Raw genomic sequence first — 19640 nt, 5'->3', positions numbered from 1 at the left:
GTTAGCTGTTCACCCGGCCGAGGTAGTCGCTGGTACGCGTGTCCACCTTGATCTTCTCACCGGTGGTGATGAAGAGCGGGACCTGGATCTGGTGGCCGGTCTCCAGGATGGCGGGCTTGGTGCCACCGGTGGAGCGGTCGCCCTGGACACCCGGCTCGGTCTCCTGGATGACGAGTTCGACGGCGGCCGGCAGCTCGACGAAGAGCACCTCGCCCTCGTGCTGCGCGACGGTTGCGGTGAAGCCCTCGATCAGGAAGTTGGCGGCGTCGCCGACGGCCTTGCGGTCGACCATGAGCTGGTCGTAGGTCTCCATGTCCATGAAGACGAAGTACTCGCCGTCCATGTAGGAGAACTGCATGTCCCGCTTGTCGACGGTGGCCGTCTCGACCTTCACGCCGGCGTTGAAGGTCTTGTCGACGACCTTCCCGGACAGCACGTTCTTGAGCTTGGTGCGCACGAAGGCCGGGCCCTTGCCGGGCTTGACGTGCTGGAACTCGACGACGGACCAGAGCTGGCCGCCTTCGAGCTTGAGCACCATGCCGTTCTTGAGGTCGTTCGTGGAAGCCACGGTTGCGGAATCTCCTGGACTGACGTGGACGACCCCGGGGGCACGCACCTGCCTATAGTGCGAGCAGCTCCTTGGTCGTGATGGTGAGTAGCTCGGGTCCGCCGTCCGCCTCGGGGCGGACGACGAGCGTGTCATCGATCCGGACGCCGCCCCGGCCCGGGAGGTGGACCCCCGGTTCGACGGTGACCGGCACGCAAGCGTCCAGTTTACCCATGGCCGCGGGGGCCAACTGCGGGTCCTCGTCGATTTCGAGTCCGACGCCATGCCCGGTGAGCGGTGGCAGCCCCTGCGCATGTCCCGCGGAGTCCAGCACCTGACGCGCCGCACGGTCCACGTCCCGGTAGGCGGTGCCGGGCGCCAGAGACTCCCGCCCGGCGCGCTGAGCGGCGAAGACGAGGTCGTACAACTCGATCTGCCAGTCCGCGGGAGACGTGCCGATGACGAAGGTACGGCCGATCTCGCAACGATAGCCGCGGTAGGTGGCCCCCAGGCAGACGGAGAGGAAATCGCCCTCCTCGACGCGCCGATCGGTGGGCCGGTGGGCGCGGCGGCCGGAGTTGGGGCCGGTCGCGACGGAGGTGGGGAAGGCCGGGCCGTCGGCGCCGTGGTCGACGAGCCGGCGCTCCAGTTCCAGCGCGAGATGCCGCTCGGTCCGGCCGACGAGGATGGACTCCAGCAGCTCGCCGAGGGCCTGGTCGGCGATCTCGGCGCCGATGCGGAGGCAGGAGATCTCCTCCTCGTCCTTGACCACCCTGAGCTGTTCCACCGCTCCCCCGAGATCGGCCAGGCGGAGCCGGGGGGCCACGGAGCGGATCGCGCGGTGGCGGGCGACGGTGAGGTGGTGTTCCTCGACGGCGAGGCAGTCCGCGCGCTGCGCCTCGGCGAGATCCGCAGCGGCCACCGCAGGATCGCCGCCGGCGCCGGGGAGTTTGTGCACCCGGAGCGACTCGTCCAGGCGGGCTTCCGCGGGGCGGTCGTCGGGCGGGTCGGTGCACACCAGGACGTCCTCGGTGCGGCCGATGAGCAGAACGGCTCGCTTGGGGGCGGCGCCCGCGAGGTACCGCACGTTGGCGGGGCGGGTGACCAGTGCGGCTTGGCTGCCGCCGGCTTGGCAGCGGTCCCTGAGTGTTGCTCTGCGGGTGGCGTACACCTCTGACATGACTCGAGCCTAGGAGTCTTGTCGGGTTTGTGCTGGTTGGGAGGGCGTTCGGGGGACGGCGTGCCAGGAGCGGTTGCGTGCCGCGTGCGTGCCTGGTGGGGGTTGCTCACGCAGTTCCCCGCGCCCCTTCAGGTACGTACAGGTCCCCGGCGCCCTGCAGTTCCCTACCAGCTCGGCGGGCTCGCTATGGACCGTGCCAGTACGTCGTCCAGGACCTGTGCCGTCTGGGGGACGTCGAGCTGGGAGTTGTCGATGATCGGCAGCCCCGAGCCGTACCAGCCGGCCATGCGGCCGTGGATGCGGGCGACCTCCTCGTCGGTGAGGCGGCGGTTGCCCGAGCGTTCCGCGTTGCGCTCCAGGACGATCTCCAGGCCCGGCAGCAGGACCACCGGCAGCAGTCCCGGACCCACGTGCCGCTTCCAGCCACCGAGGCCGACGACCGGGCGGTCGGGGAAGACCGCGTCGTCGAGGATGCAGGAGATGCCGTTGGCCAGGAAGTTCCGGGCGGCGAAGCCGCAGGTGCGGCGGGCCAGGCGGTACTGGGCCTCGGAGTTGTCGTTCCAGCCGGTCTGCGGATCGGCGAAGCCGGAGCGGACCCACTCGCGGACGTCGTCGAGGCTGATGTGGGCCGTGGGGACCCGGCGATGGTCGGCCCAGTACTTGGCGACGCTCGTCTTCCCCGCGCCCGCCGGACCGATCAGCAGGACCGCGAGGGTCGTGGCGGCCGGATCGGGCGCCGCCGGGGCGCTCGGCACGGCGACCGGGCCGCCGGGCGGCAGCGGCACATGGCCGGTGGTGTCGGGGCGCGGCGGCTGCGGGGCGTGCTGCGGCGCCTGGGGCTGCGGCACGTGCGGGGGCGCCGAGTGATGCGGGGCCGGCGGAACCGGGCCCGGGGGCGGAGCCGCGAAACCCGGGGGTACCGGTGCCGCCCCCTGGTGCGGAGGGCCTGCGTGCTGTGCGGCCGGTGACCAGCCGACGGCCGGTCCGTGCCCCGGCTGGTGGGGCGGCGGCAGCGGAGAACCCACTGCGTGCTGCATCCGGTGCCACTCCATCTCGTACGGGCCATGGGCGCTGACAGCGAGGCCCTGGCCCCGCTCCCTACCGAACGGTACCGCCCCCGGCCGCCGATTGGTGAACGGCCGAGGGCGGTCCGAAGTGCCCATCCCCACAGGAAAATCGGGCGTTACGCCATGCCCGGGGACTTACTGACCCACTTCTCCGTACGCGGCCAGCAGCACCGCGGGATCCGGACCCTCCAGAACGGTCGGCTTGGCGAGGCCGTCCAGGACGATGAAACGGAGCAGGTCGCCGCGGGACTTCTTGTCGACCTTCATGGTCTCCAGCAGCTTGGGCCACTGGTCGTAGCGGTAGTGCAGCGGAAGGCCGACCGCCTCCAGGATCGAACGGTGCCGGTCGGCGGTCGCGTCGTCCAGACGGCCCGCGAGACGCCCCAGCTCCGCCGCGAAGTGCATGCCGACGGCCACCGCGGCGCCGTGGCGCCACTTGTAGCGCTCGTTCTTCTCGATGGCGTGGCCGAGGGTGTGCCCGTAGTTGAGGATCTCGCGCAGGCCCGACTCCTTGAGGTCGGAGGAGACCACTTCGGCCTTCACCCGGATCGACCGCTCGATCAGCTCGGCGGTGTGCGGACCCTCCGGGGTGCGGGCGGCCTGGGGGTCGGACTCGATGAGGTCGAGGATCGCCGGGTCGGCGATGAAGCCGGCCTTGATGATCTCGGCGAGTCCGGAGACGTAGTCGTTGACCGGGAGGGAGTCCAGCGCGGCCAGGTCGCACAGGACACCGGCGGGCGGGTGGAAGGCGCCGACGAGGTTCTTGCCCTCGGCGGTGTTGATACCGGTCTTGCCGCCGACGGCCGCGTCCACCATCGCCAGAACGGTGGTGGGCACCGCGATCCAGCGCACCCCGCGCAGCCAGGTCGCCGCGACGAACCCGGCGAGGTCGGTGGTGGCACCGCCGCCGACGCCCACGACGACGTCGGTGCGGGTGAAGCCGGACTGACCGAGCGCCTTCCAGCAGTAGGCGGCGACCTCGGCGGTCTTGGCCTCCTCCGCGTTCGGCACCTGGATGGCGACGGCCTCGTAGCCCTGCTCGACGAGGTCGGCACGCAGCGCGTCGCCGGTCTCCGCGAGCGCCTCGGGGTGGATCACCGCGACCCGCTTGACCCGGTCGCCGATCAACCCGCCGAGCTCGCCCAGGAGCTGACGGCCCACCAGGACCTCGTACGGCTCACTGCCCGCCGTGCCGCCGACCTGGATCCGCGTCACTGCCTCGCTCATGCTTCTTTCAACTCCAGTGCGTCCAGGGCGACTTCGGTGACTTCCTCGGGCGTACGGCCGTCAGTGGCGACGACCGCCGTGGCGATCCCCTCGTACAGGTGCCGTCGCGCCTCCATCAGTTCGCGCCACTGCTTGCGCGGGTTGACGGCGAGCAGCGGGCGGGCGGCGTTGAGGCCGGTGCGCTGGACCGCCTCCTCGACGTCCATCGAGAGGTAGACGACCCGAAGGCCGGCGAGCGCGGCGCGCGTGCCCTCGTCCAGGATCGCGCCGCCGCCCAGCGCGAGGACGCCCTCGTGCTCGCCCAGCGCCCGCAGCACCGCCTGCTTCTCGATCGCGCGGAAGGCGGACTCGCCCTCGTCGACGAAGATCTCGGCGATGGTCCGGCCCTGCTCGGCGACGATGTCGTCGTCCGTGTCCCGGTACCCGACGCCGAGCCGCTCGGCCAGCAGCCGCCCGACGGTGGACTTGCCCACGCCCATCGGGCCGACGAGCACCACCACTGGGTTCATCGGATCGCCAGGTTGTCGAGGTACGACTGGACGTTGCGACGGGTCTCCGCCACGTTGTCGCCGCCGAACTTCTCCGCGACCGCGTCCGCGAGGACGAGGGCCACCATGGCCTCGGCGACGATGCCCGCGGCCGGGACCGCGGAGACGTCGGAGCGCTGGTGGTGGGCCTGGGCGGCCTCGCCGGTGGTGACGTCCACGGTCTGCAGGGCGCGCGGCACGGTCGCGATGGGCTTCATCGCGGCGCGGACCCGCAGCAGCTCACCGGTGGTCAGACCGCCCTCGGTGCCACCGGAGCGGCCGGAGACCCGCTTGATGCCCTCGGGCGTGTTGACGATCTCGTCGTGCGCCTTCGAGCCCGGCACCCGCGCCAGCTCGAAGCCGTCGCCGACCTCGACGCCCTTGATCGCCTGGATGCCCATGAGGGCACCGGCGAGCCGCGCGTCCAGCTTGCGGTCCCAGTGCACGTGCGAGCCGAGGCCCACCGGTACGCCGTAGGCCAGGATCTCGACCACGCCGCCGAGGGTGTCGCCGTCCTTGTGCGCCTGGTCGACCTCCGCGACCATCGCCTTCGACGCGTCCGCGTCCAGGCAGCGCAGCGGGTCGGCGTCCAGCTTCTCCACGTCGGCCGGGGTCGGGTACACGCCGTGCGGAGCCTTCACGGAGCACAGCTCGACGACATGGCTGACGATCTCGATGTCGGCGGTCTCCTTCAGGTACGACCGCGCCACCGCGCCGAGCGCCACCCGGGCCGCGGTCTCACGCGCCGAGGCGCGCTCCAGGATCGGCCGGGCCTCGTCGAAGCCGTACTTCTGCATGCCGGCGAGGTCCGCGTGACCGGGACGGGGCCGGGTCAGCGGGGCGTTGCGGGCGAGTCCGGCGAGGATCTCCTCGTCGACCGGGTCGGCCGCCATGACCTGCTCCCACTTGGGCCACTCGGTGTTGCCGACCATGATGGCCACCGGGGAGCCGAGGGTGCGGCCGTGCCGGACGCCGCCGAGGAAGGTGACCTCGTCGCGCTCGAACTTCATCCGCGCACCGCGGCCATAGCCGAGCCGGCGCCGGGCCAGGTGGTCCGCCACCATCTCCGTCGTGATCGGCACGCCGGCCGGAAGGCCCTCCAGCGTCGCCACGAGTGCGGGGCCGTGGGACTCCCCCGCGGTCAGCCAGCGCAACCTGCTCAACGATGCTCCTCAGTGCTCGCGCCCTGGTACTGCCCTTCGTACGCGTGTCCTCGCGTACGGCGACGGCTGAACCAGGTGCGCGGCCCCGGCCCGCCACTTCCGATCCTCCCACGTCCCGGGCCGGTCCCCGGCCGCCGGTCCATCAGTCGGACGCGAATGTGTCAGCCCGCGGCGCGGCCACGCCATCAGACGGAGCCGTCCTCCGCCCGCCGCTGCGGGGCGTACGCGCCCAGGTGGTCGGCGCCGCTGCCCTGGTCGTACGAGGCGGCCGGGACCGGCTGTGCCTGAGCCTGGCGCAGGGCACGGCGGTAGGCGATCTTGTTGCGGAGCTTCAGCCCCCAGGCCGCCAGGACGGCCACGACGATCAGGACGAGCACGGTGTTCTGCACCCAGTCGGGCAGGAACCACAGCAGGCTCTCGAAGATCTGGCTCTTGGCGGACGCCAGCGACACGCCGGTGGACATCGAGCGAGTCCCCCCTCCCGGCCCCGCCCCCTGCGGAACCGGAGTGGATCTTAGCGGGCTTCGAGCGCGTGTTCGCCCGCTTTCCGCATGGCGTCCAGCGGGGCCGGGGCGAGGCCCGTCATCTGCTCGACCTGGAGGACGGCCTGGTGCACCAGGAGGTCGAGTCCGCTGACGACGGCCCCGCCGAACATGGACCAGCGGGCCGCCAGTTCGGTGGGCCACGGCTCGTAGAGCACGTCGAACAGGGTGGCCGGCCGCTCCGGTACGGCGGAGGCGAGCTCGTCGGTCGTACCGGCCGGAGTGGTGGCGATGACCAGGGGCGCGCGGAGCGCCTCGGCGGCGTCGGCCCACTCCGCCGTACGCACCTCGATGTCCAGCCGCTCGCCCCACTGCCGCATCTCCGCGGCGCGGGCCGCGCTGCGGACGTAGGCCACGACCTCGCCGGTGCAGACGCGCGCGAGGGCGGCCAGCGCGGAGGACGCGGTGGCGCCGGCGCCCAGGATCGCCGCGGAGTCGACCTGTTCGATGCCGCGCTCGCGCAGCGCGGCGACCATGCCGGGGATGTCGGTGTTGTCACCGACCCGGCGGCCGTCCTCGGTGAACACGACGGTGTTGACCGCCTCCACCGAGCGGGCCGTCTCACTGATCTCGTCGAGCAGCGGAATGACCGCCCGCTTCAGCGGCATGGTCAGCGACAGCCCGGCCCACTCGGGACCGAGTTCCGCGAAGAACCCGGGCAGCGCGGCCTCGTCCACCTCGAACCGGTCGTACGTCCAACCGGTGAGCGCCAACTCCTCGTAGGCGGCGCGGTGCAGCACCGGCGAGAGGGAGTGGGCGATGGGCGAGCCGAGCACGGCGGCCCGGCGGCGGGCGTCTGCGGCCCGAGCTGTCATGGAACCTGTCCTCAGTCGTCGTTCCGCGAGGCGTTGAACTTCTCCACCAGCTTCTCGTGCTCGGCGAGCGTCTTGGTGAACTTGCTGGTCTTGCCGTCCAGCGAGATGAAGTAGTACCAGCCGTCACTGGTCGGGTTCAGCGCGCCCTTCAGCGCCTCTTCACCAGGGTTGTCGATGGGACCGGGCGGCAGCCCCTTGACGTAGTACGTGTTGTACGGGTTGTTGTACTGCTTCAGCTCGGCGATCGTCAGGTCGATCTTGCTCTGGTTCTTGATGTAGTTGTACGTGGAGTCGAACTCCAGAGCGCCGTACGTCTGCGGGTTGCCCGGCTCCAGGCGGTTGTAGACGACCTCGGCCATCTTCCGGAAGTCGTCGTGGCTGGTGCCCTCGGCCTGCGCCAGGCTCGCCACGGTGAGCAGCTCCCAAGGCCCGTCGAGGCCCAGGCTCTCGGCCTTCTTCTCCAGGCCCAGGTCCTCGTACTTCTCCTTGGCCCGGGCGACCATCTCCTTCAGGACGTCCTCCGGCTTGTCGCCCTTTCCGGCCGCGTAGCTGGAGGGGTACAGGAAGCCTTCGAGCGGGTCCTTCACGTTCTCGTGACCCTGCGCCCAGTCGGGCAGCCCAAGGCCCTTGTACTTCTCCTTGGCGACCTTCGCCGTGGTGCCCTTGTCCAGTCCGAGGCGGGTGTCGATCTCTTTGTAGACCGCGACATTGCGCGTGCCCTCGGGGACGACCAGGTTGTTCTGGCTCTTCGGGTCGAGCATCATCTCGACGGCGCTCTCGGCGGACATCTGCTTGTTCAGCAGGTAGGAGCCGGCCTGGATGGTGCCCGCCCGGTCGTTCTGGGTGAACGCGGAGACGAACGCGTCGACGCTCTTGACCACGCCCGCGTCCTTGAGCATCCGCCCGATCGCGGCGCCGCCGGCGCCCTTGGGGACGGTGACGGAGACCGTCTCGTCGGTGCCGTCGCCCGCGTAGTCCGGGGCCGAGGCGAAACGATTTTGGTAGAACTGGTACCCGAAATACCCGACTCCGGCGATACCGCCGCCGAACACCGCCAGGACCACCAGGCAGGCGCATCCGCTGCGGCGCTTCTTCTCCTTGCCGCCCCGGCCCCGCCGTTCGCCCCGCCCGCGCCGGTCGCCCGGCTCGTCGTCGAGGTCGTCGTCATCGTCGCCGCCACCGCCCGCGAAGAAGGCGTGCTCGCCCTGGTCGGGGCCCGGGTCCCAGTCGGTCTGCGGTTCCGGCTCGGCCTGCCGGCGGCTCGGCGGCTCCGGCGGCGGGTACGCCTCGGGCGTGCCGTAGTAGTCCGCCTGCTGTCCGCCGTAGGTTCCGGCCTGCTGGCCGTACGGGTCCGACGGGTCGGTGTACTGGACATGCGGATGCGTGCCGGTGCCCCAGCCGCCGTCCCCGTACCCCTGCTGGCCCTGCCCCTGGTACTGCTGCTGACCGTGTCCCTGCTGGTACTGCTGCTGGCCCTGGTACTGCTGCTGGTCGTACTGGTGCGGATACTGCTCCTGGCCGTATCCGCCCTGCTGACCGGTGCCCCAGTCGCCGTACTGCGGCTGCTGCGGCTGCTCTGGATAGTGCTGCGGCTGGCCGCCGTAGGGGGACTGCTGACCCTGCTGGGCCTGCTGTCCTCCCCATCCGTCGTCCCCGTAGTACGGGTCCTCGGGATGCCACGGTTCGGAGCCTTGGCCCCGGCCATACTCAGTCATCGATCCCCTAGAGCCGCGAGGCGGCGGTCGCGCGGCTTCCGGCCCGGCTACCGTTCCGCCTCTCGTTGTGCGGCGGCTGTTCGAACACCGCCGCATCGCGCGGAACGTTACCGTATCGCGATCAGATGACCACTTCGACGCCCTCGCCCGGTGCTTTACCTGACACCCGTTCGGATTCGAGCGCCTGCTGGAGGATGATCACAGCGGCTGCCTGGTCGATGACCGATCTGCCCTTTTTCGACTTCACGCCGGAGGCGCGCAGTCCCTGACTGGCCGTCACCGTGGTCATTCTCTCGTCCACGAGCCGCACCGGAACGGGCGCGATGCCCTGGGCGAGCTCCTGGGCGAAGCCGCGGACCTTGACCGCGGCCGGGCCCTCGCCCCCCTTGAGGGAGCGCGGGAGCCCGACGACGACCTCGATCGGCTCGTACTCCTCGACCAGCTGCTTCAACCGGCGCTGGGCCGCGGGGATGTCCCGGCCGGGAACCGTCTCCACCGGAGTGGCGAGGATCCCGTCGGGGTCGCACGAGGCGACCCCGATGCGGGCGTCCCCGACGTCGATGGCGAGCCGACGTCCTCTGCGCATTACTTGGCCGTCTCCCCGACCAGGCGCTCCACGGCGTCCACGGCCTCGCCGATCGCGGCCGGGTTCTGGCCGCCGCCCTGGGCGACGTCGGGCTTGCCGCCACCGCCGCCGCCGAGGGTCTTGGCGGCCGTACGCACCAGGTCACCGGCCTTGAGGCCGCGCTCGCGGGCGGGCTCGTTGGTGGCGATGACCGTGAGCGGCTTGCCGTTGTTGACGGTGAACAGAGCGACCACGGCGGCCCGGCCGCCCTGGATGCGACCGCGCACGTCGAGAACCAGCTTGCGCAGGTCGTCGGGGGTCGTGCCGTCCGGGACCTGGCCGGTGACCACCGCGATGCCGCGGATGTCCTTGGCGGACTCGACGAGCCCGGCCGCGGCCTGGAGCACCTTCTCGGCGCGGAACTTCTCGATCTCCTTCTCGGCGTCCTTCAGCTTGCCGAGCATGGCGGAGACCTTCTCCGGGAGCTCCTCGGGGCGCCCCTTGATCAGCTCCTGGAGCTGGGCGACGACCGTGTGCTCGCGGGCGAGGAAGTTGTAGGCGTCGACGCCGACGAGGGCCTCGATACGGCGCACACCGGAGCCGATGGAGGACTCGCCGAGCAGCTTGACCAGGCCGAGCTGGGCGGTGTTGTGCACGTGGGTGCCGCCGCACAGCTCCTTGGAGAAGTCGCCGATGGTCACCACGCGGACCCGCTCGCCGTACTTCTCGCCGAACTCGGCGATGGCGCCCTGCTTCTTGGCCTCGTCGATGCCCATGACCTCGGCGTGCACGTCGAGGTCGCGGGCGAGCACCTCGTTGATCTTCTGCTCGACGTCGGTCATCACGGCCGTCGGAACGGCGGACGGCGAACCGAAGTCGAAGCGGAAGCGGCCGGGCTGGTTCTCGGAACCGGCCTGGGCGGCCGTCGGGCCGAGGGCGTCGCGCAGGGCCTGGTGGGTGAGGTGCGTGGCCGAGTGAGCGCGGGCGATGGCGGTACGGCGGCGGCCGTCGATCGAGGCGTGCGCCTTGGCACCGACGGTGACCTCGCCGAACTGCACGACGCCCTTGTGGACGTAGACACCCGGGACCGGCTTCTGGCAGTCACGGATCTCGATGACGGCACCCGAGTCGACCTTGATGCGGCCGGTGTCGCCGATCTGGCCACCGCCCTCGGCGTAGAAGGGGGTGCGGTCGAGGACGATCTCGACCTCGTCGCCCTCGGTGGCGGCCGGGGAGGAGGCGCCGTCGACCAGGATGCCGACGATGGTCGACTCGCCCTCGGTGTCGCTGTAGCCGATGAACTCGGTCTCACCGGCGCTGTCCGCGATCTCGCGGTAGGCGCCCATGTCGGCGTGGCCGGTCTTCTTGGCCTGGGCGTCGGCCTTGGCGCGCTCGCGCTGCTCCTTCATCAGGCGCCGGAAGCCGTCCTCGTCCACGGACAGGCCCTGCTCGGCGGCCATCTCCAGGGTGAGGTCGATCGGGAAGCCCCAGGTGTCGTGGAGCAGGAACGCCTTGTCGCCGGAGAGGACGGTGCCGCCGGCGGACTTGGTCTCGGTGACGGCGGTGTCGAGGATGTTGGTGCCGGCCTTGAGCGTCTTGAGGAAGGCGTTCTCCTCGGCCAGGGCGACCTTCTCGATGCGCTCGCGGTCGGTGACCAGCTCGGGGTACTGCCGGCCCATCATGCCGATCACGACGTCGATCAGGTCCTTGACGACCGGGCCGGTGGCGCCCAGCAGGCGCATGTTGCGGATGGCGCGGCGCATGATGCGGCGCAGGACGTAGCCGCGGCCCTCGTTGCCCGGCGTCACACCGTCGCCGATGAGCATCACGGACGTACGCATGTGGTCGGTGACCACGCGCAGGGAGACGTCCGAGTCGTGGGCGTCGCCGTAGGCCACTCCGGTCAGCTCGGTGGCCTTCTTGATGACGGCCATGGAGGTGTCGATCTCGTACATGTTCCGCACGCCCTGCAGAATCATGGCGAGCCGCTCCAGGCCGAGGCCCGTGTCGATGTTCTTGCTCGGCAGCTCTCCGAGGATCTCGAAGTTGTCCTTGCCGATGCCCTCGCCCCGCTCGTACTGCATGAAGACGAGGTTCCAGATCTCCACGTACCGCTCGTCGTTGACGGCGGGGCCGCCCTCGACGCCGAACTCGGGGCCGCGGTCGTAGTTGATCTCGGAGCACGGGCCACAGGGTCCGGGGACGCCCATGGACCAGTAGTTGTCCTTCATGCCGAGGCGCTGGATGCGCTCCTTCGGCACGCCGACGACCTCGTGCCAGATGCGCTCGGCCTCGTCGTCGTCCTTGTAGACGGTGATCCAGAGCTTCTCCGGCTCCAGGCCGTAACCACCCTTGTCCTGGGGCGTGGTGAGCAGCTCCCAGGCGTACTTGATGGCGCCTTCCTTGAAGTAGTCGCCGAAGGAGAAGTTGCCGCACATCTGGAAGAAGGTGCCGTGCCGGGTGGTCTTGCCGACCTCTTCGATGTCCGGGGTGCGCACGCACTTCTGGACGCTCGTGGCGCGGGCGTAGGGCGCCTTGACCTCACCCAGGAAGTAGGGCTTGAAGGGCACCATGCCGGCCGGGACGAGGAGCAGAGTCGGGTCGTCCGCGATGAGCGACGCCGAAGGGACGACGGTGTGCCCGCGCTCCTCGAAGAAGCTCAGCCAGCGGCGGCGGATCTCAGCCGACTCCATCAGTGGTCCTCATTCCGGTTGTACGAGTACGTCGTGTCGTCGATGACGTACGTCTTCGGCTTGTTGCGGTTCTCGATCGCGGCGTGGCGCCGCGGCGCGGGGAGTTCGGGGTCCGCGTGAATGCCCAGCGCGTCCTCCAGCTCGGCCTCCCGCTGGGCCATGTTGTCGCGGACGTCGAGCGCGAAGCCCACGGCGCGGTCCTTGAGACGGTTCCCCGCCTCGAGCGCCTTGTTGGCGGCCTGCGTGGCCAGGTGCTCGGGAGTCAGCTGCTTGATCTTGCGGTTGACCTTGGTGGTGGCCCAGACACCGGCCGCGACACCCGTGGTGAACCAGAACGTACGGCGGAACATCGCTCGGTCAGCCCTTCTTCCGCTTGTCCCGCCGTGCGGCCGGAACCGTGCGGCCCACGATCACGGTACGCCGGGGTTCCTTGACGGGCACGTCGTCCTTGCGGCCCGCGATGGCCCGGCGCACGCCGTAGCCGAAGGCCGCCACCTTGACCAGGGGGCCGCCGAAGGTGGAGGCCACGGTGGTGGACAGCGCGGAGGCGTTGGAGGTGACCTCCTGGACGTCGGAGGCGATGGCGTCGACCCGGTCGATCTGGGTCTGCGCCGAACGCACCGCCGACGACGCGTCCGCCAGGAGCGGGACGGCCTGATCGGTCACTTCCGCGACCAGCTTGGTGGTGGCCCGGAGCGTCTGGGCCAGCCTCACCAGTGCCACGGCGAGGAAGGAGACCAGGATCGCCCAGAACACGGCCACCAGGATCCCGGCCACCTCTCCACCGGACACTGTGTGCACCCGCTCCCTGATACGTGCCTCAACATCGAAAAGTCCTGGGTCGAGCCTATCGCGCCGGGCGCGGGGCTCCGTACCGGATTACCGCCCGCGCGCGGCCGAGTTGCGCGAAGCGATTGTACGGAGTGATTACGGTTGAGTACGCTCCGTATCCCATGCGGGATCGACAGCCTGAGGACACCCCGGTGGCGGGCAACCTGCCCCTGGAGCTCGACGCTTTCGTCGGGCGTACGGCCGAACTCGCGGGCCTGGCCGAGGCGCTGGGGGAAGCGCGACTGGTGACCGTGACCGGGGTGGGCGGAGTCGGCAAGTCGCGGCTCGCCGCTCGCGTCGCCCCGAGGTGCGCGCCCGCGGACGGGGTCTGGCGGGTGGAGCTGGCGCCGCTGCGTGATCCGGCGTTCGTCGACCACGCGGTGGTGGCGGCGCTGGGCCTCACCGACCACACCACGCGCCCACCGCGCGAGACCCTCCTCGCCCATCTCGCCGGGCGGGAACTCCTGCTGCTCCTCGACGGGTTCGAGCATCTGGTGGAGGCCTGCGCCGAGTTGGTCACCGAGTTACTGGGCCGGGCCCCGGGACTTTCGGTGCTCGCGGCGGGCCGCAGACCGCTCGCGGTGCCGGGCGAGCACCTGGTGCCGCTGGCTCCGCTGGACGAGGACGACGCGGTCGAGCTGTGCACGGACCGGGCCCGGCTGCACGGGGTCCGGGTCGCGGGCGATGCCGACGTGCGGGAGCTGTGCCGGCGCCTCGACGGCATCCCGCTGGCCGTGGAGCTGGCGGCCGGACGACTGCGCGCGTTGTCGCCGGGGCAGTTGCTGAGCCGGCTCGACGACCGGTTCCGGCTGCTGACCCGGGCCGGCGGGGACACGCCCTGGCGGCATCGGACACTGCGCACGGCGATCGGCTGGAGTCATGAACTGTGCACGCCGCGGGAGCGGTTGCTGTGGGCGCGGCTGTCGGTGTTCGCCGGCCGATTCGACCTGGAGGCCGTGGAGTACGTGTGCAGCGGGCACGGGCTGCACGCCGACGAGGTCCTCGACGTGCTCTCCGAACTCCTCGCGCAGTCGGTCGTCTCGCGCGAGGAGACCGCCACCGGCGTGCGCTACCGCATGCTGGACACCGTCCGGGCCTACGGCGCCGACTGGCTGGAGGCCACCGGGGACGCGGACCGGCTGCGGCGTCGGCACCGCGACTGGTACCTGGGGCTGGCGACCTGGTGCGAGCTGGAGTGGTTCTCACCGCGCCAGGCCGAGGTCGCCGCGCGCGTGGAGGCGGAGCTGCCGAACCTGCGCAGCGCCCTGGAGCACTGTCTGTCCGAGCCCGACGAGGCGCATCTGGGCCAGCTGCTGGCGGGCTCCCTGTGGTTCTGCTGGGTGGGCTGCGGCCGTCTCTCGGAGGGGCGGCACTGGCTGGACCAGGCGGTCCGGCTGGACTCGGGGCACGAGCAGTCCCGGCTGAAGGCCCTGTGGGTGCTCGGCTATGTGGCGGTCCTCCAGGGCGACACGGTGGCCGCGCTGGCGGCGCTGCACGAGTGCCGGGAGGAGGCGGAACTGTCCGCGAACCCCACCGCGGCGGCCTATGCCGAGCATCGCACCGGCTGTCTGGCCCTGGTCAGCGACGACATGGAAGGCGCTGAAACGCTGCTGCGCTCGGCGCTGGACGGCTACCAGGAGATCGGCGAGCTCAACAGCAACGTCCTGATGGGCCAGGTCGAGCTCGCGATGACCCGGGCCTTCCAGGGCGACCTGGACGAGGCGGTGCGGCTGAGCGAGGACGTCCGCCTGGTCTGCGAGGACCACGGCGAGCGCTGGGCCCGGTCGTACGCGCTGTACGTGCTGGCGTACGCGGCGTGGCGCGAGGGTGATCAGCCGCGGGCTCGGGAGCTGCTGACGGACTGCCTGGGCGATGCCCACTCCTTCCACGACCTGCTCGGATCGGTGCTCACGGTGGAGCTGCTGGCCCTGGTCACCGCGACCGACGGCGACGCGGCGGAGGCCGCGGTGCTGCAAGGGGCGGCCGGGCGGATGTGGCCGTCGGTGGGGCTGCCGCTGTTCGGCTCGGCGTACTACAACGCCCCGCACGAACTGTGCGAGGCGATGGCCCGGGAGCGGCTCGGCGACGAGCGGTACGAGCAGTGCGTACGGGCGGGGGCGCTGCTGGACCGGGAGGCCGCGGTGTCCCGGGCGCTGGGTCTGGGGCGTCCGGCGGCCCTCGCGCTGGAGGCGCTGCCGGGACCGCGCGGACCGGCGCGGCACACCCGGGTCACCCTCGACACGCACGAACCCGCCGCCTCGCCCACCCGGAGGGGCGGGGAGACGGCGGGCTGAGGCGCAGGTGTCCTACGACCGCTGAAGGATCAACGGGCGTAGTACTCGACGACGAGCTGCTCGTCGCAGATCACCGGGATCTCCTTGCGGTTCGGCTCACGGTCCAGGCGGAACGCCAGGGCCTTGAGGTTCACCTGGAGGTAGCGCGGGGTCTCGCCCTCGGGGGCGAAGCCGCCCTCACGGGCGATGGAGAAGAGGGTCTTCTCACGGCTGCGCTCGCGGACCATCACGACGTCGTCGGGACGGACGCGGAACGACGGCTTGTCGACCTTCTGGCCGTTGACCTCGATGTGGCCGTGCACGACCATCTGACGGGCCTGGTAGATGGTGCGGGCGATGCCCGAACGCAGGACCAGGGCGTCGAGACGACGCTCGAGCTCGATGATCAGGGCCTCACCGGTCTTGCCCTGAACCTTGGAGGCACGCTCGTAGGCGCGGACGAGCTGACGCTCGGACACGTCGTACTGCGCACGCAGACGCTGCTTCTCGAGCAGACGGACCTTGTAGTCCGAGTTCTGCTTGCGGCCACGGCCGTGCTCACCCGGCGGGTAGGGACGGGCCTCGAAGTACTTGACGGCCTTCGGGGTCAGCGCGATGCCGAGGGCACGCGACTTCTTGACCTTGGGGCGGGACTGGTTCGCCACGATCTCTCATTTCTTGGTGTTCGGCTCGTCAGTGTTGGCGGGAGGTCGCATCCGCAGCCGGGGAATCCCCTCGCGCCCTGCTGGGCGTGATGGGCAGCCGCTCCCCTGGTCTGGGCACATACGTGCAGCACGCGAGTGGCCCACCGACCGGTTTCGTCCTGCGACGGATGGTGGTGGGCTGCCCGCGACACCGATCGACGGTGCGCGACGCTCCTGGAACCCACGAGGGGCTCCGGCTGGCTGTCCCGCTCTGACTGCGCGGGACTCAGCACTTCGGAGCATTCTACCCGGTGTCTAGGACCGCCTGCGACCGAGGTGCTTCCTGGTCCACTCCACGGCGTCCGCGTACCGCGCCTCGGCGCCGTGCCGGGTCGGGGTGTAGTACTCGCGGTCCTTGAGGGCGTCCGGGGCGTACTGCTGCTCGGCGATGCCCTCGGACAGATCGTGCGGATAGACGTACCCCTGCGCGTGCCCCAGCTTGGCGGCGCCCTTGTAGTGCCCGTCCCGCAGATGCGGCGGAACGGGTCCCGCGTGTCCCTTGCGCACGTCCTCCATGGCGGCGCCGATCGCGGTCGTCGCGGAGTTCGACTTGGGGGCCAGGGCGAGGGCGATGGTGGCGTGGCTGAGGGTGAGGGCGGCCTCCGGGAAGCCGATCATGGCGACGGCCTGGGCGGCGGCGACCGCGATGGGCAGGGCGTTCGGATCGGCGAGGCCGATGTCCTCGCTGGCCGAGATCATCAGGCGGCGGGCGATGAAGCGGGGGTCCTCACCGGCCTCGATCATCCGGGCCAGGTAGTGCAGGGCGGCGTCGACGTCGGAGCCGCGGATCGACTTGATCAGGGCGCTCGCCACGTCGTAGTGCTGATCGCCGTCGCGGTCGTACTTCACGGCCGCGCGGTCGACGGTCTCCTCCAGGGTCTGGAGCCCGATCTCCGTCTCGCCCTTGTCCAGGGCGGCCCCGGCGGCGGCCTCCAGCGCGGTGAGGGCACGCCGGGCGTCGCCGCCCGCGATGCGCAGCAGGTGGTCCTCGGCGTCCTCGGGGAGACCGACGGCGTCCTTCAGACCGCGCTCGTCGCCCAGCGCCCGCCGCAGCAGGCCCCTGACGTCGTCGTCCGTGAGGGGTTCGAGGGTGAGCAGGAGGGAGCGGGAGAGCAGGGGCGAGATGACCGAGAAGTAGGGGTTCTCCGTGGTCGCCGCGATCAGTGTCACCCAGCGGTTCTCCACCGCCGGGAGCAGGGAGTCCTGCTGGGCCTTGCTGAAGCGGTGGATCTCGTCGAGGAAGAGGACGGTCTCCTTGCCGAACCCTCCGGTGGCCCGGCGCGCGCCCTCGATGACCGCGCGGACCTCCTTGACGCCGGCGGTGATCGCGGACAGCTCCACGAAGCGCTTGTTGGTGGCCTTGGAGACGACGTACGCCAAGGTCGTCTTGCCGGTGCCGGGCGGGCCCCACAGGATCACCGAGGAGGGTCCGGCCGGGCCGCCTCCGGACTCGCCGACCAGTCTGCGCAGCGGCGAACCGGGCTTCAGCAGGTGCTGCTGGCCCACCACCTCGTCGAGGGTGCGCGGGCGCATCCGAACGGCCAGGGGACTGGCGGTCGGGTCTTTCTCCTGGCGTTCTTCTGCCGCGGCGGTGAACAGGTCGGGCTCCACCCTGAAACCCTAAATCACGGCACTGACAATGCCCGCGGCGCTGTCAGCTGGTCCAGAAGTCCCACCAGCGGGTCATGATCAGGATGCCGATGACACCGATGTGCAGCACCGGGAGCACCCAGGTGAACTCGCCGAAGAAGCCCTTGAGCCAGTTCGGCGCGGGCAGGAAGCCCTTGCGCACGTTGAACGAGGTCACGTACCAGAACATGATGATCGTCGCGACCCAGGCCAGCGAGCACCACAGGCACAGGGCGCCGATGCGGTAGAGCGACTGGAACTGCAGCCAGGTGCAGAAGCCGACGCCGAAGAGGGTCCCGGCGTTGAAGGTGAGCCAGTACCAGCGCGGGAAGCGGGCCCGGGCGAGCAGGCTCATGGCGACGCAGACGACGATGCCGTAGGCGACGAGGCCGAGCATCGGGTTGGGGAAGCCGAAGGCCGAGGCCTGGTCGCTCTCCATGACACTGCCGCAGGAGACGACCGGGTTCAGGCTGCACCCGGGGACGAAGGTCTTCCCCTCGACCTTGGCCTCCAGCAGCTTGAACTTGTCGATCGTGATGACCCACGAGGCGAGCAGTCCGGCCGCGCCGGTGACCAGCAGCATCAGCGCGAAGGCGAGCCCGCCGCTTTCGGTGCGCGGCGCCTGGACGGGTCGCTCGTGCTCGGGCTCGGTGGAGACGTCTTTGACAGTGGTCTTGCTCATCACGCCGATTCCGTCTGCTGAAGAGGTTGGACATCCTTCGGGCAGGGGCCATTGTGCCGCACACGGGTGCGTTCCCACCGTTCGCTGGAGATAAGGAAACCCACGCGAGGGACGGGAGGCGTGCGGTTTTGGACATACGTGCGGCGGGGGGCGCGGACATGCGAACGGCGGGGGCCGCGACCCCCGCCGTACCCGCGCTCCGTGGCCTCTCAGCCGAGCCGGGACTCCAGCTCCGCCACGATCTCGTTCACACCGATCGCGCTCTGCTCGCCGGACTCCATGTCCTTGAGCTGTACGACGCCCTCGGCGAGGTCGCGTTCACCGGCGACCACCGTGTAGCGGGCGCCGCTGCGGTTGGCGTTCTTCATGGCGCCCTTCAGGCCCTTGGCGCCGTAGGAGAAGTCCGCCGCGATGCCGACCTTGCGCAGCTCGGTGACCTTGGCGAACAGGACCCGGCGGGCCTCCTCGCCGAGCGGGACCGCGAACACGCTGGTGGTGGAGGGGAGTTCGAGCTCCACGCCCTCCGCCTCCAGGGCGAGGACGGTGCGGTCGACGCCCAGGGCCCAGCCGACGGACGGCAGCGCGGGGCCGCCGATCATCTCGGACAGACCGTCGTAGCGACCGCCGCCGCCCACCGCGGACTGGGAGCCCAGACCGTCGTGGACGAACTCGAAGGTCGTACGCGTGTAGTAGTCCAGGCCGCGCACCAGCTTCGGGTCGTCCTCGAAGGAGACACCGGCGGCCGTGATCAGCTCGCGGACCTCCTCGTGGTACGCCTTGCAGGCGTCGCACAGGTAGTCGCGCAGCAGCGGGGCGTCCCCGAGCTGCTTCTGGACCGACTCGCGCTTGTCGTCGAGCACGCGGAGCGGGTTGATCTCCGCGCGGCGGCGCGTGTCCTCGTCGATGTCCAGGCCGTTCAGGAAGTCCTGGAGGGCGGCGCGGTAGACCGGACGGCACTCCTTGTCGCCGAGGCTGTTGAGCAGGATGCGGAAGTTGCTCAGGCCCAGCGAGCGGTACGCCTGGTCCGCCAGGATGATCAGCTCGGCGTCCAGCGCCGGGTCCTCGGCACCGATCGCCTCGGCGCCGACCTGGGAGAAGTGGCGGTAGCGGCCCTTCTGGGGGCGCTCGTAGCGGTACTGCGAGCCCGAGTACCAGACCTTCACCGGCAGGTTGCCCGCCTTGTGCAGGTTGGCCTCCAGGACCGCGCGCAGCACGGGAGCCGTCGTCTCGGGGCGCAGGGCCAGCTTGTCGCCGCCCTTCGTCTCGAAGACGTACATCTCCTTCGTCACGATGTCGGTGGACTCACCGACACCGCGCGCGAACAGCTCCACGTTCTCGAAGCCGGGCGTCTCGATGTAGCCGTAGCCGGAGCCGCGCAGCGGTGCGGCGATCGCCTCGCGCACGGCGAGGAACTTGGCGCTCTCCGGCGGCAGCAGGTCGTACGTGCCCTTGGGGGCCTTGAAGGTGCTCACGGAAGTCT

Annotated in this window: 18 protein-coding genes; 1 reads left to right on the top strand and 17 read right to left on the bottom strand. The window is 70.6% G+C overall.

The annotated features are described in order from the left end of the window. Nucleotide 1: 1 nt before the first annotated feature. The 13 genes from efp to ACWDRW_RS23630 form a co-directional block, all read right to left on the bottom strand. Nucleotides 2–568 carry an elongation factor P gene (efp, locus tag ACWDRW_RS23690; protein WP_451726020.1) on the bottom strand — a complete coding sequence of 189 codons (567 nt, stop codon included), beginning with the start codon at nt 566–568 and terminating at the stop codon, nt 2–4. A 52-nt stretch (nt 569–620) separates the two neighbouring features. Then, on the bottom strand, nt 621–1727 hold the full coding sequence (locus ACWDRW_RS23685) for an aminopeptidase P family protein (RefSeq protein ID WP_451726019.1): 1107 nt from the start codon (nt 1725–1727) through the stop codon (nt 621–623). A 164-nt stretch (nt 1728–1891) separates the two neighbouring features. After that, nucleotides 1892–2764, bottom strand: coding sequence for a Pro-rich N-terminal domain-containing protein (locus tag ACWDRW_RS23680; RefSeq protein WP_451726018.1), 873 nt, complete (start codon nt 2762–2764; stop codon nt 1892–1894). Nucleotides 2765–2929: 165 nt separating this feature from the next. Beyond that, nucleotides 2930–4021 (bottom strand): 3-dehydroquinate synthase, encoded by a 1092-nt coding sequence (gene aroB, locus ACWDRW_RS23675; RefSeq protein WP_451726017.1) that lies wholly within the window; start codon nt 4019–4021, stop codon nt 2930–2932. Next, nucleotides 4018–4530: a shikimate kinase gene (locus ACWDRW_RS23670; RefSeq protein ID WP_451726016.1), complete on the bottom strand. Its 513-nt coding sequence runs from the start codon at nt 4528–4530 to the stop codon at nt 4018–4020. Before ACWDRW_RS23670 ends, aroB begins: the two co-directional genes overlap by 4 nt. Beyond that, nucleotides 4527–5711 (bottom strand): chorismate synthase, encoded by a 1185-nt coding sequence (gene aroC / locus ACWDRW_RS23665; protein ID WP_451726015.1) that lies wholly within the window; start codon nt 5709–5711, stop codon nt 4527–4529. Before aroC ends, ACWDRW_RS23670 begins: the two co-directional genes overlap by 4 nt. 185 nt (nt 5712–5896) lie before the next feature. Continuing rightward, the gene (locus ACWDRW_RS23660) at nt 5897–6175 is read right to left on the bottom strand and encodes a hypothetical protein (protein ID WP_451726014.1); all 279 of its coding nucleotides are present in this window, start codon (nt 6173–6175) and stop codon (nt 5897–5899) included. A gap of 50 nt (nt 6176–6225) precedes the next feature. Next, entirely contained in the window at nt 6226–7068 is an 843-nt protein-coding gene (locus tag ACWDRW_RS23655) for a shikimate dehydrogenase (protein ID WP_451726013.1), read from the bottom strand. Between the two features lie 11 nt (nt 7069–7079). Beyond that, nucleotides 7080–8783: an endolytic transglycosylase MltG gene (gene mltG, locus ACWDRW_RS23650; protein ID WP_451726012.1), complete on the bottom strand. Its 1704-nt coding sequence runs from the start codon at nt 8781–8783 to the stop codon at nt 7080–7082. Nucleotides 8784–8904: 121 nt separating this feature from the next. Beyond that, complete coding sequence (gene ruvX, locus ACWDRW_RS23645; protein WP_451726011.1) at nt 8905–9369, bottom strand: Holliday junction resolvase RuvX; 465 nt, start codon at nt 9367–9369, stop codon at nt 8905–8907. Then, the gene (gene alaS / locus ACWDRW_RS23640) at nt 9369–12041 is read right to left on the bottom strand and encodes an alanine--tRNA ligase (protein ID WP_451726010.1); all 2673 of its coding nucleotides are present in this window, start codon (nt 12039–12041) and stop codon (nt 9369–9371) included. The genes ruvX and alaS overlap by 1 nt, the downstream gene beginning before the upstream one ends. Beyond that, on the bottom strand, nt 12041–12391 hold the full coding sequence (locus ACWDRW_RS23635; RefSeq protein ID WP_451726009.1) for a hypothetical protein: 351 nt from the start codon (nt 12389–12391) through the stop codon (nt 12041–12043). The genes alaS and ACWDRW_RS23635 overlap by 1 nt, the downstream gene beginning before the upstream one ends. Before the next feature lie 7 nt (nt 12392–12398). Further along, nucleotides 12399–12842, bottom strand: coding sequence for a DUF948 domain-containing protein (locus tag ACWDRW_RS23630; protein WP_451726008.1), 444 nt, complete (start codon nt 12840–12842; stop codon nt 12399–12401). A 152-nt stretch (nt 12843–12994) separates the two neighbouring features. Here ACWDRW_RS23630 and ACWDRW_RS23625 point away from each other — a divergent pair, with 152 nt between their 5' ends. Beyond that, nucleotides 12995–15166 carry an ATP-binding protein gene (locus ACWDRW_RS23625; protein ID WP_451726007.1) on the top strand — a complete coding sequence of 724 codons (2172 nt, stop codon included), beginning with the start codon at nt 12995–12997 and terminating at the stop codon, nt 15164–15166. Nucleotides 15167–15195: 29 nt separating this feature from the next. On the opposite strand, the gene rpsD is transcribed toward ACWDRW_RS23625, so the two are convergent. The 4 genes from rpsD to hisS form a co-directional block, all read right to left on the bottom strand. Further along, complete coding sequence (rpsD, locus tag ACWDRW_RS23620) at nt 15196–15810, bottom strand: 30S ribosomal protein S4 (RefSeq protein ID WP_015661793.1); 615 nt, start codon at nt 15808–15810, stop codon at nt 15196–15198. A gap of 294 nt (nt 15811–16104) precedes the next feature. After that, nucleotides 16105–17460, bottom strand: a complete 1356-nt coding sequence (locus ACWDRW_RS23615; protein WP_451726006.1) for a replication-associated recombination protein A — start codon at nt 17458–17460, stop codon at nt 16105–16107. A gap of 43 nt (nt 17461–17503) precedes the next feature. Then, the gene (locus ACWDRW_RS23610) at nt 17504–18160 is read right to left on the bottom strand and encodes a vitamin K epoxide reductase family protein (RefSeq protein WP_451726005.1); all 657 of its coding nucleotides are present in this window, start codon (nt 18158–18160) and stop codon (nt 17504–17506) included. A 209-nt stretch (nt 18161–18369) separates the two neighbouring features. Then, nucleotides 18370–19632, bottom strand: a complete 1263-nt coding sequence (hisS, locus tag ACWDRW_RS23605) for a histidine--tRNA ligase (protein ID WP_451726004.1) — start codon at nt 19630–19632, stop codon at nt 18370–18372. Nucleotides 19633–19640 lie beyond the last annotated feature (8 nt).

It is taken from the genome of Streptomyces sp. NPDC003635, assembly GCF_053587635.1.
The sequence above is the reverse complement of the archived record's forward strand: the minus strand, read 5'-3'. Positions and strand labels throughout refer to the sequence as shown.

Bases quoted from the DNA above. Each gene is read 5' to 3' on its own strand.
- ACWDRW_RS23625 (WP_451726007.1), top strand. From the start codon at position 12,995: ATGCGGGATCGACAGCCTGAGGACACCCCGGTGGCGGGCAACCTGCCC.
- ACWDRW_RS23655 (WP_451726013.1), bottom strand. From the start codon at position 7,068: ATGACAGCTCGGGCCGCAGACGCCCGCCGCCGGGCCGCCGTGCTCGGC.
- ruvX (WP_451726011.1), bottom strand. From the start codon at position 9,369: ATGCGCAGAGGACGTCGGCTCGCCATCGACGTCGGGGACGCCCGCATC.
- aroB (WP_451726017.1), bottom strand. From the start codon at position 4,021: ATGAGCGAGGCAGTGACGCGGATCCAGGTCGGCGGCACGGCGGGCAGT.
- ACWDRW_RS23685 (WP_451726019.1), bottom strand. From the start codon at position 1,727: ATGTCAGAGGTGTACGCCACCCGCAGAGCAACACTCAGGGACCGCTGC.
- mltG (WP_451726012.1), bottom strand. From the start codon at position 8,783: ATGACTGAGTATGGCCGGGGCCAAGGCTCCGAACCGTGGCATCCCGAG.
- ACWDRW_RS23680 (WP_451726018.1), bottom strand. From the start codon at position 2,764: ATGCAGCACGCAGTGGGTTCTCCGCTGCCGCCGCCCCACCAGCCGGGG.
- ACWDRW_RS23670 (WP_451726016.1), bottom strand. From the start codon at position 4,530: ATGAACCCAGTGGTGGTGCTCGTCGGCCCGATGGGCGTGGGCAAGTCC.
- ACWDRW_RS23635 (WP_451726009.1), bottom strand. From the start codon at position 12,391: ATGTTCCGCCGTACGTTCTGGTTCACCACGGGTGTCGCGGCCGGTGTC.
- ACWDRW_RS23660 (WP_451726014.1), bottom strand. From the start codon at position 6,175: ATGTCCACCGGCGTGTCGCTGGCGTCCGCCAAGAGCCAGATCTTCGAG.
- ACWDRW_RS23610 (WP_451726005.1), bottom strand. From the start codon at position 18,160: ATGAGCAAGACCACTGTCAAAGACGTCTCCACCGAGCCCGAGCACGAG.
- alaS (WP_451726010.1), bottom strand. From the start codon at position 12,041: ATGGAGTCGGCTGAGATCCGCCGCCGCTGGCTGAGCTTCTTCGAGGAG.